The organism is Caldanaerobacter subterraneus subsp. tengcongensis MB4, from assembly GCF_000007085.1.
GTDB lineage: Bacteria > Bacillota > Thermoanaerobacteria > Thermoanaerobacterales > Thermoanaerobacteraceae > Thermoanaerobacter > Thermoanaerobacter subterraneus.
This window is the reverse complement of record NC_003869.1, coordinates 2,441,474-2,458,812: the sequence shown is the minus strand read 5'-3', so window position 1 is coordinate 2,458,812 and position 17,339 is coordinate 2,441,474. Positions and strand designations below refer to the sequence as shown.

Below are 17,339 nucleotides of genomic sequence, written 5' to 3'. Positions count from 1 at the left end.
AAAATATTTACATTTTGTTAACAGTTTGTTAACAATTTGAGTTTATAATAACAATCGAGAGAGACAAATGCCTCTCCTTGAGCTCCCTTATCATAGCGGTCCAAGAGAAATTCTTGGGCCGCATGTTTATTTCAAGATGAAAGTGTGGAAAATTCTTAATAAAAACTACCCAAAATCTTTACATGGTGTTCATAATTTGTTAATAAAAAGGAAGTATAATTAGAATCGAGAAAAGGAAAGGGAGTGAGTGAGGATGAGCATGGACTATGAAAGAGATTTTGAAAATAATATTGAAAAAAAGGACCCTGAAAGCATGGTTCCTCCACAGGAAAATTTAGAGGATATGCCACAGGAGATGTCGGAAAAACCTTCTGTGGACACAGCTTCTCCTGCTCCAAAAGTGGAGTTCAGGAACAATAAAAAGAGCATAGGGCGAATGGTCAAGAGGTTCAGAAGAAAGCTGATTGCCTCTTTTGTGGCAGTTGCTTTAATCGCCGCTATAATTGGTGGCGGTGTGACAGGAGCTGTGATGAAATACTATGGAACCCAAAATGATGCGTCAACACAAGTTGTTACAAGATATTTACCTCTAGATGCTACTTCATCAGACGAAAGCGGTATTTTAAATTTGATACCTAATATTTACAAAATTGTAAGCCCAGCAGTTGTGGAAATTGACACAAGTACCGCTTATAGAAGTGGCTACAGGACAGAATACGTGCCTAAAGGAAGTGGCTCTGGATTTATCATAAGCACAGATGGATATATTGTCACAAACAATCACGTCATTGAAGGAGCTTCAAAGATTACAGTAAAACTTTTAGATGGCAGAAGTGCTGATGCGAAATTGATAGGTAAAGACCCAAGGACAGACCTTGCAGTTTTAAAGATTAACCTTCCTAATTTACCTGTTGTAAAACTTGGAGATTCTTCTAAATTGCAACCTGGTGAACTGGCAATAGCTATAGGCAATCCTCTGGGAGATTCCTTTGCAGGTACAGTGACAGCAGGGATAATAAGCGGACTCAACAGAAACTTGCAAAGTGATTACGGGCCTGTAAAACTCATACAGACAGATGCGGCTATAAACCCCGGTAACAGCGGTGGACCTCTTGTAAACAGCAAAGCAGAGGTTATAGGTATAACAAGTGTCAAGCTTACTTCTATAGGACCTAGCATCCAAGACCCATTTGGGCTTTTCCAGGGGCAGAGCACTCCAGTTGAAGGCATGGGATTTGCTATTCCGATAAACGAAGCTAAGCCTATAATTGAGCAGCTCATAAAGCACGGGTACGTTGAAAGGCCTATGATGGGAATAGGTGCTCAGACAATAACGCCACAAGATGCAGCTCAATACAACTTGCCAGTAGGAGTATATGTGGTACAGGTTCAGCCTGGAAGCGGTGCAGAAAAAGCAGGAATTCAACCAGGAGATGTGATAATAAAAGCGGATGGCAAGCAGATTAAGTCTTTTGAAGACCTACAGAGCGTTATAAACAGCCACAAAGTTGGAGATGTTATAAATGTCACCATCTGGAGAAATGGAAGGACATTCACAGTTTCTGTAGAATTGCAAAGCAGTGCAAACTTTCAATAAAAAATAAAAGGCCTCCCACGCACCTGCCTGCCGACTTTACAGTCGGCAGGTTGTTTTTTATTGACTACATATGTATAATTAATCTTATAAGGAAGGGTGAGAGCATGTACATAATAGCTGGTCTTGGAAATCCGGGAAAAGAATACGAGGGCACGAGGCACAATGTAGGCTTTATGGTGATAGATGCCCTTTCAAAAAAGCTTGGGATAGAGGTTTCAAGGCTTAAATTCAAGTCCCTCATGGGGGAAGGGCATTTTAAAGGCGAAAAAGTGATACTTTTGAAGCCTCAGACGTTTATGAATTTGAGTGGCGAAGCCCTGTACGATGCTGTAAATTTTTATAAAATTCCGCTTGAAAATGTAATTGTGGTATATGATGATAAAGACCTTGAGGTGGGAAAAATAAGGATAAGGAGAAAAGGAAGTTCAGGCGGTCACAATGGCATGAACTCAATAATATATCTTTTAAACAGCGAAGACTTTCCTAGAGTGAGAATAGGTATTGGGAAGCCAGAAGATGGCGACCTTGTAAGGCACGTTCTGGGGCGATTTAGCGATGAAGAGAAAAAGGTGATAGATGAGGCGGTGGAAAGAGCAGCAGAAGCCGTGATTGACATAATGGAGAATGGAATAGAGCATGCCATGAGCAGATTTAATGGCTAGAGGAGTTTGAGGATGTGGGTTTTATCAGGAATGGCAGGTATTGTTGTAGCATATCTTTTAAATAGCGCTGTGGTGAAAAGGTATGGTGAGAGGGCTGTAATCTACATCGTCCCTTTTATTGAAGAAAGTTCAAAGACTGTCTTTGGGTATCTGACATCTTCTATTCTTGCCTCTCACTTTATGTTTGGGATTGCAGAAGCAGTAAATGATTACACAAAAGCTTCATATAAAATAAATGGAAGGGCTGCAGTTTTGAGCATCTTGAGCCATTCAATTTTTGGAGTAATTTCTTATGTGCTTGTTGAAAAAGTTAACCTTTTTGTGGCGATTTTATCTGCTTCACTTCTTCACTTGCTTTGGAATAGGTTTATGCTGAGGTGATAAAACATGTTTACGGTGCAGATTGAAGAATTAAAAGAAGTAAAAGCGATAGAGGAAGAGTTAAAGCAAGGAAGAGGACCTGTTCTGATATACGGCCTTGCAGATTCTCAAAAAGCTCACATAGCACATTATCTCATGAAGAAATTTAATAAAAAGGTCCTAGTGATAACCCCTGACGATGTGGAGGCAAGGAGAATATACGAAGACCTGTACTCCTTTAATGAAGGAGAGGCTTCTCTTTTCCCTAAACGGGATATAGTGTTTTACAAAATAGACGCAGCAAGCCACGAAATCGTATTTGAGAGACTTAAAGTGATAAAAAGGCTTTCTGAAGATAGGCCTTATGCTGTTGTTGCTTCCGTAGATGCTTTACTTGACAAGATGCCTCCTTTTTACCTTTTTAGAAAGTACCAGTTCAGCCTGAAGATTGGTGACAAAATTGATTTAGGAAAGTTTCTAAAAAAGTTAGAGGTAATGGGATATGAGAGAGTGCAGATGGTGGAAGGGAAAGGGCAGTTCAGCGTAAGAGGCGGGATAATCGATATTTTTCCTTCTACTGAAGAGTATCCTTTCAGGATAGAGCTTTTTGACGATGAAGTGGATTCTTTGAGGACTTTTGATGTCATGACACAGAGGTCTATTAAAACAGCAGAAGAGGTTTTTATCTTCCCGGCTACTGAATTTATAGTGGAAGAAGAACACATAAAAAGAGGAATATCTTCTCTGTCAAAGGACTTAAATTCATATCTTTCAAAAATCAGGAAGACAAAAAGTGGAATGGCCGAAAAGTTAAGAGAGAAGTTTGACGAGATAATGGAAGAGATAAGCCAGGGGAAAAAGAGGGAGAGCATAAAGGTACTCATAAACTATTTTTACGAAGACCTTCAATCTATCAAAGATTACGTAGGAGAAGATGCTATTGTAATTTTGGATGAGACAAACAGGATTAAGCAGAGGGTAAGTAATCTGCAATTAGAATTTAATGAAAATTTCAAAAATTTACTAGAAAGAGGAGAAGTGATCCCTGAGCAGAGAGAAATTTTCTTTGACTACACTGAAGTAGAGGAAAGGCTCAAAAACAATTTTTTGGTAATAATGAACACATTAGCGAAGCCGGAGGGAGAACTTCACCCGCAAAGGATTGTTAATTTTGTATCAAGGTCTATGCACTCTTTCCACGGAAAAATGGACCTTCTTGTGGAGGACCTTAAGTACTACAAAGCGACTGGATATAGAGTGCTTCTTTTAAGCGGCAATAAGGATAGGGCAAAGATTTTGAAGGAGACTTTGGAGGAGTACGGCATTGACTCTGTTGTGGTGGAGGATAATGAATATGACATACAAAGAGGGCAGGTGGTGATATACCCTGCTTCCATCACAAAAGGGTTTGAATACGTGGATGCTAAATTTGCGGTTATAAGCGATAGCGAAATATTTGGGCAAACTAAGAGGGCTAGAAAGCCTGTTAAGATGAGAAACGCTGAGAGGATAAAGAGTTTTACTGAGTTGGAAGTGGGCTCCTATGTAGTGCATGTCAATTACGGCATTGGCAAGTATGAAGGGATAGAGAAGATAAAGGTGGACGGAGTCATAAGGGATTATTTGAAGATAGTTTACGCCGGAGGCGATGTGCTATTTGTGCCTGTTGAGCAATTAGACCTTGTTCAAAAGTACGTAGGGCCTACTGACAACCCTCCAAAGCTTAACAAGCTTGGAGGAGGCGAGTGGATAAGAGCTAAGAGAAAAGCTAAAAAGGCGGCAGAAGACTTGGCAAAGGATTTAATCGAGCTTTACGCTAAAAGGCAGATGGCGAAAGGACATGCTTTTTCTCCCGATACGCCGTGGCAGAAGGAGTTTGAGGACCAGTTTCCCTATGAAGAGACTGAAGACCAGTTAAGGTGCATAAAAGAGATCAAAGAAGATATGGAAAAGGATAAGCCAATGGACAGACTTCTCTGCGGAGACGTGGGTTACGGGAAAACAGAGGTGGCTTTAAGGGCTGCTTTTAAAGCGGTGGCGGATGGTAAGCAGGTGGCGTTTTTGTGCCCTACTACTATTTTAGCTTATCAGCATTATACCAATTTTCTGGAAAGGTTTAAGGAGTTCCCTGTCAAGATAGAGATGTTAAGCCGCTTCAGGACTCCAAAAGAGCAGGCTCAGATAATTAAAGGGCTGGCGGACGGGACTATTGACATAGTAGTCGGAACCCACAGGCTTTTGCAAAACGATGTGAAATTTAAGGATTTGGGGCTTTTGATAATAGACGAGGAGCAGAGGTTTGGGGTGGTCCACAAGGAAAAGATTAAAAAGCTTAAGGAAAACATAGACGTTTTGACTCTTTCTGCAACGCCTATACCTAGGACACTGCACATGTCCTTAATTGGAATTAGGGATATGAGCATACTGGAAAATCCTCCTGAGGACAGGTTTCCTGTGGAGACCTATGTGGTGGAATTTAACGAAGAGCTCATAAAGGACGCTATTCTAAGAGAAGTGGGAAGAGGAGGACAGGTGTACTTTGTATACAACAGAGTACAGGGGATAGAGAAAATGGCTAATTTTATAAAGGAATTGGTGCCAAATTGCAGAATTGCAGTTGCTCACGGGCAGATGGAGGAAAACAAGCTGGAGCAGGTTATGGTGGATTTCTTGAAAGGGGAATACGATGTACTTGTGACTACCACTATAATTGAGACAGGGCTTGACATACCAAATGTGAATACCATAATAGTGTACGATGCGGATAAGCTGGGGCTTGCACAGCTTTATCAGCTGAGGGGAAGGGTAGGAAGGTCAAATAGGCTGGCTTACGCTTATTTTACCTACAGAAAAGATAAGGTGCTAAGCGAGGTGGCAGAAAAGAGGCTGGAAGCCATAAAAGAGTTTACTGAATTTGGTTCAGGTTTTAAAATTGCCATGAGGGATTTGGAGATAAGAGGAGCGGGAAATTTGCTCGGTGCAGAACAGCACGGGCACATTGATGCCGTTGGCTATGACCTTTATCTTAAGCTTTTAGAAGAGGCCATAAGGAATCTCAAAGGGGAACAGCCAAAGGAGGAAATAACTACCACTATAGATTTAAAAGTGAGCGCCTACATCGATTCCTCTTACATTGAGGATGAAAACTTAAGGCTTGAAATGTACAAGAAGATAGCTTCTATAGAGTCAAGAGAGGATATGATGGAGGTAGCAGAAGAGCTTATAGACAGGTTTGGCGATTATCCAAAGCCTGTTGAAGCACTTTTAGATATAGCCTATATAAAAGCGGTTGCGTCAAAACTTCACATGGTGGAAATAAGTGAAAAATCGAGTGGCGTAATTTTAAAGTTTAAAGATAAAGACTCTGTTGACATGGAAACTGTAGAAAAAATGGTAAGAGAGTACAAGGGCAACCTCACTTTTTCAAGCCAGTATCCGCCCTATCTTACTTATAAATACAACAAAAAAGAGACTTTGCTGAAAGAATTGATAGAACTTTTGGAGAAAATGAAAGATTTGCAGTTGGCAAAGAAATAAGATATAATAAAGCTATGTCAAATTTAAAATTAGGAGGCTGTAATTTTGAGGAGAAAAATTGCTTTATTTTTAGCTCTTATTTTTGTTGGAGTATCTCTTGTTTCATGTTCTTCTAAAAAAGAAGCTGTATCTGGGGATGTCGTCGCAGTAGTGAATGGAGAAAAGATTACTAATGCGGAGTACCAGCAAATTTTTGAACAGGTGAAAGAGCAGATTGAAAGTGCACCCACCTACACAAAAGACATTTGGAATCAGGACTATCAAGGCAAAAAATTTCTGGATTTTGTTAAAGAAAATGTTTTAGACAGCCTTGTGGCGCAAAAGCTTCTTGTTCAGGAGGCTAAAAAGAAAAACATCACTGTCACGGATAAGGAAGTAGAAGAAGAGTATAACAAGGAAAAGCAATTTAACAGCAAAGTTACAAAGGAGCAGATAAGAGAATATCTTTTGATAGACAAGCTTTTAGCAGAGTACACTAAGGATGTAAAAGTTACTGATGAGGAGCTTAAAAAATACTATGACGAGCACAAAGAGAGTTTTGAGGTCATGAGAGCTCGTCACATCCTCGTGGCTGATGAGAAGACGGCAGAAGATATATATCAAAGGCTTATGAAAGGTGAAGACTTTGCCGCTTTAGCAAAAGAATATTCCATTGATACAGCTACAAAGGATAATGGCGGAGATTTGGGAGAATTTCCCCATGGGGTGATGGTGCCAGAATTTGAGGAAGCAGCATTTTCCTTAAAGCTAGGGGAGATTTCTAAACCTGTAAAGACGCAGTACGGTTATCACATAATAAAATCAGAAGGAATTACTGTGAAGCCTTTTGATGAAGTGAAAGGAACAATTGAGAGCTACCTTTTAAATGACAAAAAGAACAAGGTCATAAAAGAAAAGTACGACGAACTCGTAAAGGCTTCTAAGATACAGAAATTTCCTGAAAATATAAAAGTGAAAGTAGGGTAGAGCTGGCATATAATTGCCAGCTCTTTTTTGCGCATAAATTTATGGAAAAATATAAATACTAATCTTGAGCTAAAAATTTTAGGAAATGGAGGTATTTACTTTGAAGGCTACAGGAATAGTTCGCAGGATAGACGATTTGGGAAGAGTTGTCATACCTAAGGAAATAAGGAGAACCCTTCGCATAAAAGAAGGGGATCCATTAGAAATCTTTACCGACAAAGAAGGGGAGATAATCCTAAAGAAGTACTCTCCTATAAGTGAATTGAGCGACTTTGCACAGGAATACGCTGATAGCATATACCAGTCTACAAAGCACGCTGTGTGCATAACTGATACAGACACAGTAATTGCTGTAGCAGGGGTTCCCAAAAAAGAGCTTATAGATAAACCCATAAGCCAGGAACTAGAGAATTACTTGGAGGAGAAAAAGACAGTAATTTTAGGAACAGGGAAAGACAAAGGGCCGATTAAAATAGCCGAAGGGCAGGAGTTTAGCATAACTTCTCAGGTGATTGTCCCTATAATTTCTAGAGGGGATACTATAGGAAGTGTTGTGATATTTACAAAAGAACCTGGAGAGACTGTGACAGAAGTGGAGGCAAAAATTGCTGAAACTGCTGCAGCTTTTTTGGGCAAACAGATGGAAGAATAAAACTATATACACCTTTTATATACCCCTCTGCATATTATGGAGTATGAAGAAAACGCAGGGGGGTATTTTATGGCTTTTCGCATAAATGACATTGTGATGAGGAAGTCCTATGGCTCTGACATTTTGTTCAGAGTCATTAATGTCATAGATAACAAAGGAGTAAGATATTACCTTCTGCACGGGCTTAACATGAGGATAATAGCAGATGCACCTGAAGATGACCTGATTGAAGCCTCCCGAGCTAAAATCGTGGAATACGATAGGCCTTATAGGGAAAAGGCAGAGTATCTTTTAAAAAAAATTGCTCAGTCAAAAAGCCTTCAGCGAAAGAAAGGCATGGCAAGAGGAGTGCGCCAGGAACCCTACGGAAGGCCAGGAAAGGTCCTTCACATCGACGGAGATGAAGAGTATTTAAATATATGCATGGAGGCTTACAGGAAAGTAGGCATGGAAGTGGTGGGGGTAGTTTTAAAAGAAGAGGAACAGCCGGAAAAGGTCTATGACCTTTTGGAAAGGTACAGGCCAGATATTTTAGTTATTACCGGCCATGACAGCATAAAAAGCAGTGCCAGAGATTACGGGGACTTGGAGAGCTATAGGAATTCAAAATATTTTGTTGAGGCAGTTAAAAATGCCAGAAAATATGAGCCTTCTCTTGATAACCTGGTAATTTTTGCTGGAGCTTGTCAGTCCAATTATGAGGCTTTGATAAAGGCAGGAGCGAATTACGCCAGTTCACCAGAAAGGGTGCTAATCCACTGTTTGGATCCGGTACTTGTTAGTGAAAAAGTGGCTTTTTCCCATATAAATGAACTCGTAAAAATAGAGGACTTGATAGAGCACACTATCACTGGTGCGGCTGGAATTGGAGGCCTGCAGACGATGGGAAAGTTCAGATATGGTGTGCCTAAAGGAAAGTATTAAAAGAATTTGTGGCATAAGGGCTTAAAAACCTGCAAATACCCAAGCTATTTGCAGGTTTTTTTATTTTTTTGAATAAAAATACTTGTTGACAAGAAGACATGTACCTTGGTATAATATTATGCCCTTGACATTGTCTGAAAATTGTGGTATACTATTTTCAGCACTGTTAAGGAGTTGATGCAAGTGGCTGACAGATCAACCCTTGATGAGATAAAGAAGCAATTGGAACAGCACGTAGGGGCGCGGGTCAGGCTGAAGACCAATGGAGGAAGAAAAAAGACGATAATAAAAGAAGGGCTACTGGAGAAGACTTATCCCAGCATTTTTATTGTAGTGCTAGATGGACATGGTACGACCCGCAGGGTATCCTACAGCTATTCTGACATTTTGACTGAGACGGTTGAACTTACTGTAATGGATGAGAATAAAAGAATTCCCTGTCTGCAGTGACCGAAGTTTTTCGGTCTTATTTTTTTGGCATAATTTTATCTCTGCCACTATATATTATACTAGCATATTCTGTTGAAGTGATATATCTTTTTAAGGAGGTAAACTTATGCCGCAGGTTTATAAAGATATCTTGGAGTTTGATGTGGTGGCAGGGAGTTACAATACGGAATTCTTAGTTGAAGGTGATATTATTGTCCCAGAGAACGACCCGGATATACTGACAATTTTGGCAGTAAACCCTAGAAGTTACATCGAAGAGGTTTTTGTGACCTCAGGGAAAGTTCAATTTGAAGGGAAACTTAATTTAGAACTCATTTACATAAGCGAAAAGGACGGAGAGATTGAGTCGATCGAAAAAGAGGTGGATTATTCTCACACCATAGAAGATGAAACGATTGACAAAAGGTCCAGATGCCTTGCGAGGGTTTCTGTCGAAAATATCGACTACAGGCTTGTAAACAGCAGAAAGGTAAATGTAAAAGCAGTGGTCAGAATACAGTCAAGGCTTTTGGTCTCTGATAAGAGAGAGGTAGTGATAGGTGGAGAAGAGGCTTTAGCTTTGCAGACTTTAAAGAAAAGAGTAAAACTTGTTCATACGGTAGGGCAGAACACCGGAGAAGTTTTTGTAAAGGAAAAGGTGAAAGTAGGGGATGAAGATAGGCCCATTAAGAAAGTCATAAAAAAAGAAGTGAAAGTAGTGCCTGAAGAAGTAAAGCTTTCTGAAAACAAGGTTATAGTTCAGGGGAAAGTGCAGTGCAGGATCTTGTACGTCTCTGAAGAAAATGAAGTAAAAAGTCTTGATGCAACCTTAAACTATGCTAATTTTATAGATGTTCCGGGGACATTAAGTTACATGAAAGCCAATACATACGAAGATGTAATAAATGTGGATGTTACGGTCACTCAAGATGAAAAGGGAGAGAACAGGCTTGTAGATGTAGAGGTTACTTTGAAGGTAAAAGTGGAGGTTTTGGAAGAAGAGGAAAGAGAAATTCCTGTGGATGCCTACGGGATAGAGAAGTACGTTGAACCTTTGAAGGAAAATATAAAGGTATTGGGGGATATAAAGAGCTTTTCTTCTCAGTTCATGGTGAAGACAGAGGTTGAACTTCCTTCTGTGGTGAGGAAGGTTTTAGAAATTTTTGCCTTACCAATAGTGTCAGATTACGCTTTAGATGGGGATAAGCTGATTTTAGAGGGGATATTAAACTACACCCTGCTTTACGTATCAGAAGATGGCGGCATAAAGGGTTACAGGGATGAGTATCCGTTTAGGACATTTGTAGAGATAGAAGGAGAAGTGGGAGAGGTACTGACAGAGGTTTCTACAGCTTATGTGTCTTATGAAATAAACAGCTTAAAAGAGCTGGAATTTAAATTTGCTATAGATAGCTGCGTTGAGGTTTTGACAGAAAAAGAAATGACGTTGATTTACGACCTCAAAGAAATTGAAATGCCAAGAGGAGAAGAGGTGCGTCACAGCATAATTATTTACATGGTGCAAAAAGGAGAGAGCCTCTGGGATATAGCGAAAAGGTATAGGGTCAATGTGGAGGATTTAATTACGGCTAATGACCTTAAAGAGGATAAGGTTTTTGAGGGAGAGAAGTTGATTATCCCTGTTAAAAAGTGAGTTTTTATGCGCAGTCTACTGCGTATTTTTTTTACAGAAAATTTGTTGTATAATGTATAATATGAAACTATAATATTGAGTAGGGAGAGTTAAATGAAGCTTAGAATAAAGGCCTATGCAAAAGTAAATCTCACGCTTGACGTTTTGTCAAAGAGGGAAGATGGATATCATGAAATTTTAAGTGTGATGCAGTCAATTGACCTGGCTGATGTGATTGAATTTGAGAAAGCAAAGGAAATTTTGTTTGAATGCGACCATGAGAGAGTTCCCAAAGGAGAAGAAAACCTCATAATGAAGGCTTTTAATGCGATAAGAGATAGGTATTTTTTAAATGAAGGTATAAAAATAAAGCTTTTTAAAAATATTCCTTTGGCTGCCGGCCTTGCTGGAGGAAGTGCAGATGCTGCTGCTACAATTGTAGCATTAGATAAGCTCTGGAATTTAAACCTTACAGAAAAAGAGATGGAAGAAATAGCGTCAGAAGTAGGGTCTGACGTGCCTTTCTGCCTTAAGGGAGGAACAAAGCTTGCTAGTGGAAGAGGAGAAAAGCTTCAAGATTTAGAGGGAATTCCTTTGAATTTGCTTCTTGTCAAGCCTGATTTAGAAATTTCTACAAAAGAAGTTTACACTGAATGGGATAATTCCGGGTTTAAAAGCTTAAACTCTACTTTTTTATTTGTTGAGGCTTTGAAGAAGGGGGATTTATTAGAAATTGCTAGGAATATAAGCAATGACCTTGAAAGAGTGACCTCTCAAAAGTATAGAGTGATTGAAGATATAAAGAAAAGTTTGATAGAGAAAGGAGCTCTATCTGCTTCTATGACAGGAAGCGGTCCTACGGTATACGGTGTTTTTAATGATGTTGAAAAGCTTGTAAGGGCTTATCATGACCTTAAGGGAGTTTATCCTTTTGTTGCCATTTCTAAAACTATAGACAAGGGGTTAGAAATATTATGAGCGAGTTTTTTACTCTGGAAAATTACAAGCCGCTACGGGATCTGGTTTTTGACTACATGAAAGAAGCTATAATAACAGGGAAGCTAAAGCCAGGAGAAAGGCTTATGGAAGTCCAGCTGGCAGAAAAGCTTGGGGTGAGCCGCACTCCTGTTAGAGAGGCTATAAGAAAGCTGGAGCTTGAAGGACTTGTTGTAATGGTGCCTCGAAAGGGAGCGTATGTGGCGGATTTGAATGCGAAAGACCTGTTGAACGTGTTGGAGGTCAGAAGTTCTTTAGAGGGATTGGCGGCTTCTCTTGCTGCAGAGAGGATTACTGATGAGGAAGTAGAGAAGCTCAAAAAGATCGTAGAGGAGTTTAGAATTAAAATGGAAGAGGGAGATTTAGAAGCGTTAATAAGGCTTGATAAAGAGTTTCACGATTTAATTTTTGCCGCATCCCGTAATGACAAATTAATACAGATAATGAATAATTTACAAGAGCATGTCCACCGGTTCAGGGTAAAATACATCACTGAGGAAAAGAAGGCAAAGAGAATCTATCAGGAACACAAAAAAATAGCTGAGCTAATTGAACAAAGAGATGCAAACGGGGCGAGAAAATGGGCAGAAAAGCACGTTCACAATTTTCAGGAAGAAGTAGTAAGGGATTCAAAGTACTTCAGCGATAAGGAGTGAGGCTGATGAACGCTGTTATTTTGGCCGGCAGTACCAAGGAGGACAAACTGCCTGATAAGGCATTTGTGAACCTTAAGGGGAGATACATGATTTCTTATGTAGTAAAGGCTTTGAGAGAGTGCGATAAAATAGAAAAGATTGCGGCAGTAGGGGACCCTGAGAGGCTTAAAGAGGTTGAGGGTATAGACATTATAGTACCACAAACAGATACCATAATGGACAATGTGTTAAGGGGAGTGGAGCCTTTTAAAAATGACAGAAGAGTTATCATTTTGACTTGTGATATACCTTTTTTGACAGGAGAGGCTGTGTGCGATTTTATTGAAAAGGCTGAAAAGACAGGAGCGGACTTATGCTATCCTATCATAAGGAAGGAAGATAATTTAAAAAAGTTTCCTGATGCTAAAAGGACTTATGCTAGGGTGAAAGAGGGAGTTTTTACTGGCGGAAATATTTTTTATGTCAATCCTGCTGTGATAGACAAGTTGGTGAAAGAAGCTAAAAAGTTTATCGCTTACAGAAAAAAGCCGTGGAAGCTAGGGAAATTGCTTGGAGGGAAGATTCTGTTTTTATTTTTGATAGGAAGAGTTTCGATCTCTCATATTGAAAAGAAAGTAGAAGAATTGTTTGGAATAAAGGGCAAAGCCATAATTTCTGAATATCCTGAGATAGGGAATGACGTAGATAAGGAAGAAGATGTTAAAATGGCAATCAAGTATCTTTAAAATAGGCGAAAAGCCTATTTTTTTATTTTGCATATTTTTTTGTTTACTGTAAATGCTATATGAGAGAGAAAGGGTGAATGGGATGTGGCAGCTTCTTCATTTTATAAGGCAGTATTTTACTGTGTATATGTTTGCAATTGTCTTCATTGTGGGAATTTATGAGGCTTTTGTGGAGCCGAAATTTTTGAAGAGAAAAGGGCTTGACAGAGATTCAAGGATTTGCAAGGGAATAGGAATTTTTTACATATTGATAGGTGTAATTGCACTTATTCTAAGAATCCTTTTTCCAATGTGAGGGAGTGTTATGGGGATTTTTGATAAATTTTTTAAGAAGAAAGACCAGAAGAAAGAAGAAAAAGGCAGAGCTTCTTCACCAAGTTTAAAAGAAAATCTCAATTACATAAAGGAAAAGCTTAAAGATTGTGATGATGTTATATACAGAGACCTGTGGGTTGGAGAAAATCAGGAGTTTAACTTGGCAGTGGTTTTTATAGATGGGCTTATTGACAAAGCTCTGGTAAATGACCATGTGATTCATTCACTTCTTTTGGATTCGAGGCAAGCAGATCCCTCTATTGAGAAGATAAAAGGGAATCTGTACGAGGTAATAAAAAAGGGGACTATAAGCGGGGGAGATATAAAAGAGGTTAATGATTTAGACAAATGCATTCTTTCGATACTAAGCGGTGACACTGCGCTTTTGTTTGATGGCTCTCCTGATATTGTCATAATATCCAGCAAAGGATGGGAGAAGAGGTCTATCTCCCCGCCAGAGGCTGAAACAGTCATAAGAGGGGCAAGAGATGGCTTTACTGAAACTATAAGGGTAAATACTGCGATGGTTAGGAGGAGGATAAGAGATCCGAATTTAAAAATAAAACAGATACAAATAGGTGAAAGGACTCACACAGATGTCGCTGTGCTTTATATGGAAGATATTGTGGATAAAAATGTTTTGAATAAAGTGATGGAGAGGCTTAAAAATATAAAAATAGACGGCATTTTTGAAAGTGGGTATATAGAGCAGCTCATAGAAGAAGACTGGCATTCGCCTTTTCCGCAGGTTTTGAGTACAGAAAGGCCGGATAAGGTGGCGGCTTCTTTGCTGGAGGGAAGAGTGGCTATTTTGACGGATAACACTCCTTTTGCTTTGATACTTCCAACTACTTTAGCTACCCTTTTCCAGTCTGCAGAGGATTATTACGAGAGGTGGATGATATCATCTTTGCTAAGGGTCTTGAGATTTTTAGCGGCACTGGTGGCCTTAACAGCTCCAGCAGTTTACATAGCTTTTACTGCTTACCATCCCGGCTTAATACCGACAAAGCTAACTCTTTACGTGGCAGCTACTCGTCAGGGCATACCTTTTCCTGCATTTTTTGAGGCTTTGATAATGGAAGCTACTTTTGAGCTTTTAAGAGAGGCGGGAGTTAGACTTCCTGCGCCGATAGGGCAGACAATAGGCATTGTGGGAGGTCTCATCATAGGACAGGCTGCAGTTCAGGCGGGTATTGTGAGTCCGCTTATGGTCATTGTGGTGGCGGTAACAGCTGTGGCGTCTTTTGCTATACCCAGCTATTCAGCAGCAATTGCTTTTAGGATGTTGAGATTTGTTTTTATGATTCTGGCAGCAATCTTTGGGCTTTACGGGATAATGCTCGGGCTTATAATGGTTTTGACGCATCTTGTGGTGTTAAAAAGCTTTGGAGTGCCTTATCTTTCTCCTTTTGTGGAGATACATTTGAGTGACCTTGCGGATACTTTAATACGGGCTCCCCTTATGTATTTTAAGGAGAGGCCTGAGATACTGAACACGCCTGATAAAAGAAAAATGGTAGATTTGAGAGAAGAAAAAATAGAAAGCTTGGAAGAGGACAGGAGAGGGAGAGATGATAAAAAATAACGACAAAATTTCTTCAAATCAAGTGGCAATCTTGCTCTTTACTACAATGGTTGGAGCAGGGATACTGAGCCTTCCTGCAGATGTTTCAAAGGAAGTTGGTCCGAATGGACTTTTAGCTATTTTGGGGGGAGGACTTGCTTCTTTATTCTTCGCAAGGCTGATACTTTGGATTTCTTCTAAATTTCCTACAGAGACTTTTTCTGAATATGCTTCAAAGCTTGTAACAAAGCCTGTGGCAGTTGTATTAAGTATAGTCTTGATATTTTACTTAAGTGTCTTTGTGAGCCTCGATGTGAGAATTTTTGGCGAAGTGCTCAAGATATACTTGCTTCCCAGCACTCCCATTGAGACCATAATAATCACTATGCTTTTTGCTTCTGCGTACCTTGTGAGGTACGGTCTTGAGCCAATTGCGAGGATGTCAGAGATATTGTTTCCCATTATGGTAATACCTCTTTTGCTCCTCTTTTTGCCGGCTTTATCTGATGTGGATTTGACCAACTTTCTTCCCTTTATGAGAGTGTCACTTATGAAGTTTTTAAAAGGAGTTTTTGTAACTACTTATAGTTTTGTAGGTTTTGAGCTTCTTTACATGGTCTTTCCATATGTGATAGATCAAGAGAAACTTAAAAAAAGTGTGAATGCCTCTATAATTTCTACAACGCTTTTTTACATGTATATATGCTTTTTTGTCATAGGGATTTTTGGGTACAAGGAAACGAAAGAACAGCTGTGGCCTTTTTTGACTTTGATTAAATCCATAAACTTTCCAGTGTTTTTCATAGAAAATGTCGAAGGAATTGTGATGGCAATCTGGACATTTACAATTTTTACTTCTATTTATTCTTTTCATTATTTTGCAGTTTTGGTTTTATCAAAGCTCATAAAGGCAAGAGAACACTCGTACCTCGTTCTGCCGCTCATCCCTCCCATGTACTTAATGGCGTTAATTCCTGATTCTATAGTGACTCTCTACAAGTACGCTAATCTTGTATCTCAGTATTTATCTATATTTTTTATATCGTTTTTGCCTATCATCTTAGCTTTTTTTGTAAAACTTAAAGGGCTGGGTGATAAAAAGTGAAGCGCAAAACACTGCTTTTTATTTTACTAATTTTTCTAATTTTTGTTCTAACAGGATGCTGGGACAAAATTGAAATAGAGGACAGAGCTTTTGTGATGGCCATTGGCATAGATTTGTCCAACTCAAATAAAAAGTACGTGGTGACTTTTCAATTCCCCAACGTAGCTCAGCTGGCAAAGGGTTCCGGAGGCGGAGGCAGTGGTGGAAGTGAAAAGCCGAGCTTTGCCGTGTCTGAAGTGGCAGATACGATTTTTTCTGCCTCCCGCCACATAAGTACAAGACTGGACAAAGCCCTGTATCTTGGGCATACTCAGGCAATCATTTTTGGAAAAGAAGTAGTAGAAAACAAAACGAGGTTTCAAGAGGTTTTAGATTCGTTAGACAGAAGTTATGAGTTGAGTAGAAAAGTCTATCTTCTTGTCACACCTGGGAAAGCACAGGATATACTCTTAAAAAAATACGACCTCGAGCCCAATACAGGAGCCTATATAAGGGATATATTTAAGCATTACAACTTGACCTCAATTTTTCCTTCTGTTGACTATAATAAAATTACAAAATCTCTACATGAAACAAATGGAAATGCAATAATTCCCAGAATAGTGGCCGGGAAAAATGAGGTCAAAATTGCAGGTTCAGCTATTATCAAGGATTACAAGCTTGCCGGGTGGATGGAAGATGATGAAAACATGGGCTATATGTTTTTGACAGGCCTTGTAAAAGGTGGAGATGTGACTGTGAGTGTGCCAGCTGATGAAGAAGAAGTAAAAGTGCCTTTTAATGTGTCAAATGTGATAAGAAGAAGAGGAGTTAAAGTGGAGAATGGGAAGATTATTTACAGGGTAAAGTTGGATGTAGAAGGAGATGTGACAGAGTATACTTTTGAAAAGCATGGTGAGATGATAAAAGGAGATATTGTGAATTTAATAGAGAGAGAAACTAGCAGGAAAATAAAAAGTATGGCTTATAAAGCTGTAAATCGATTCCAAAAAGAACTAAAAGTCGACATGTTTGGAATTGGCGATTATATTGAGAAATTTTATCCCTCATTGTGGGATGAAGTTGGGAAAGATTGGGATGAAATATTTCCAGAAATAGAAATAAAAGTGGATGTGACTTCTCATGTGAGAAGAATAGGTCTTTTCAGGTAATACGTATATTTTCTCTGTAGGCTGTCAATACTTAAATTGTAAAGAATACGGTGAGAATTGGGGA

The 17,339-nt window shown here is 39.3% G+C and carries 16 protein-coding genes; all 16 read left to right on the top strand.

Annotated features, from left to right (window positions below; genetic code table 11):
- Nucleotides 1-355: 355 nt before the first annotated feature.
- The 16 genes from TTE_RS12280 to TTE_RS12205 all read left to right on the top strand — a co-directional run bounded on the left by TTE_RS12280 (nt 356) and on the right by TTE_RS12205 (nt 17,275).
- Nucleotides 356-1,597 (top strand): S1C family serine protease, encoded by a 1,242-nt coding sequence (locus TTE_RS12280; RefSeq protein WP_407636732.1) that lies wholly within the window; start codon nt 356-358, stop codon nt 1,595-1,597.
- 104 nt (nt 1,598-1,701) lie between these two features.
- Complete coding sequence (gene pth / locus TTE_RS12275; protein ID WP_011026568.1) at nt 1,702-2,259, top strand: aminoacyl-tRNA hydrolase; 558 nt, start codon at nt 1,702-1,704, stop codon at nt 2,257-2,259.
- A gap of 12 nt (nt 2,260-2,271) precedes the next feature.
- Nucleotides 2,272-2,640, top strand: coding sequence for a hypothetical protein (locus tag TTE_RS12270; RefSeq protein WP_011026567.1), 369 nt, complete (start codon nt 2,272-2,274; stop codon nt 2,638-2,640).
- Nucleotides 2,641-2,646: 6 nt separating this feature from the next.
- The gene (mfd, locus tag TTE_RS12265; RefSeq protein WP_011026566.1) at nt 2,647-6,156 is read left to right on the top strand and encodes a transcription-repair coupling factor; all 3,510 of its coding nucleotides are present in this window, start codon (nt 2,647-2,649) and stop codon (nt 6,154-6,156) included.
- 45 nt (nt 6,157-6,201) lie between these two features.
- Nucleotides 6,202-7,122 carry a peptidylprolyl isomerase gene (locus TTE_RS12260; protein ID WP_011026565.1) on the top strand — a complete coding sequence of 307 codons (921 nt, stop codon included), beginning with the start codon at nt 6,202-6,204 and terminating at the stop codon, nt 7,120-7,122.
- Nucleotides 7,123-7,222: 100 nt separating this feature from the next.
- Nucleotides 7,223-7,774 (top strand): stage V sporulation protein T, encoded by a 552-nt coding sequence (spoVT, locus tag TTE_RS12255; RefSeq protein ID WP_031314282.1) that lies wholly within the window; start codon nt 7,223-7,225, stop codon nt 7,772-7,774.
- Nucleotides 7,775-7,843: 69 nt separating this feature from the next.
- Entirely contained in the window at nt 7,844-8,698 is an 855-nt protein-coding gene (gene yabG, locus TTE_RS12250; RefSeq protein WP_011026563.1) for a sporulation peptidase YabG, read from the top strand.
- Nucleotides 8,699-8,881: 183 nt separating this feature from the next.
- Nucleotides 8,882-9,148, top strand: coding sequence for a Veg family protein (locus tag TTE_RS12245; RefSeq protein ID WP_011026562.1), 267 nt, complete (start codon nt 8,882-8,884; stop codon nt 9,146-9,148).
- 106 nt (nt 9,149-9,254) lie between these two features.
- Entirely contained in the window at nt 9,255-10,781 is a 1,527-nt protein-coding gene (locus tag TTE_RS12240) for a DUF3794 and LysM peptidoglycan-binding domain-containing protein (RefSeq protein ID WP_011026561.1), read from the top strand.
- A 93-nt stretch (nt 10,782-10,874) separates the two neighbouring features.
- Nucleotides 10,875-11,738 (top strand): 4-(cytidine 5'-diphospho)-2-C-methyl-D-erythritol kinase, encoded by an 864-nt coding sequence (ispE, locus tag TTE_RS12235; protein WP_011026560.1) that lies wholly within the window; start codon nt 10,875-10,877, stop codon nt 11,736-11,738.
- On the top strand, nt 11,735-12,412 hold the full coding sequence (locus tag TTE_RS12230) for a GntR family transcriptional regulator (protein ID WP_011026559.1): 678 nt from the start codon (nt 11,735-11,737) through the stop codon (nt 12,410-12,412). The genes ispE and TTE_RS12230 overlap by 4 nt, the downstream gene beginning before the upstream one ends.
- A 5-nt stretch (nt 12,413-12,417) precedes the next feature.
- Complete coding sequence (locus tag TTE_RS12225; RefSeq protein WP_009610893.1) at nt 12,418-13,137, top strand: nucleotidyltransferase family protein; 720 nt, start codon at nt 12,418-12,420, stop codon at nt 13,135-13,137.
- Between the two features lie 82 nt (nt 13,138-13,219).
- The gene (locus TTE_RS12220) at nt 13,220-13,432 is read left to right on the top strand and encodes a CLC_0170 family protein (RefSeq protein ID WP_031314280.1); all 213 of its coding nucleotides are present in this window, start codon (nt 13,220-13,222) and stop codon (nt 13,430-13,432) included.
- Nucleotides 13,433-13,441: 9 nt separating this feature from the next.
- A complete protein-coding gene (locus TTE_RS12215) occupies nt 13,442-15,040 on the top strand; it encodes a spore germination protein (RefSeq protein WP_011026557.1) in 1,599 nt (532 codons plus the stop codon).
- On the top strand, nt 15,027-16,124 hold the full coding sequence (locus tag TTE_RS12210) for a GerAB/ArcD/ProY family transporter (protein ID WP_011026556.1): 1,098 nt from the start codon (nt 15,027-15,029) through the stop codon (nt 16,122-16,124). Before TTE_RS12215 ends, TTE_RS12210 begins: the two co-directional genes overlap by 14 nt.
- Nucleotides 16,121-17,275, top strand: coding sequence for a Ger(x)C family spore germination protein (locus TTE_RS12205; protein WP_009610902.1), 1,155 nt, complete (start codon nt 16,121-16,123; stop codon nt 17,273-17,275). Before TTE_RS12210 ends, TTE_RS12205 begins: the two co-directional genes overlap by 4 nt.
- Nucleotides 17,276-17,339 lie beyond the last annotated feature (64 nt).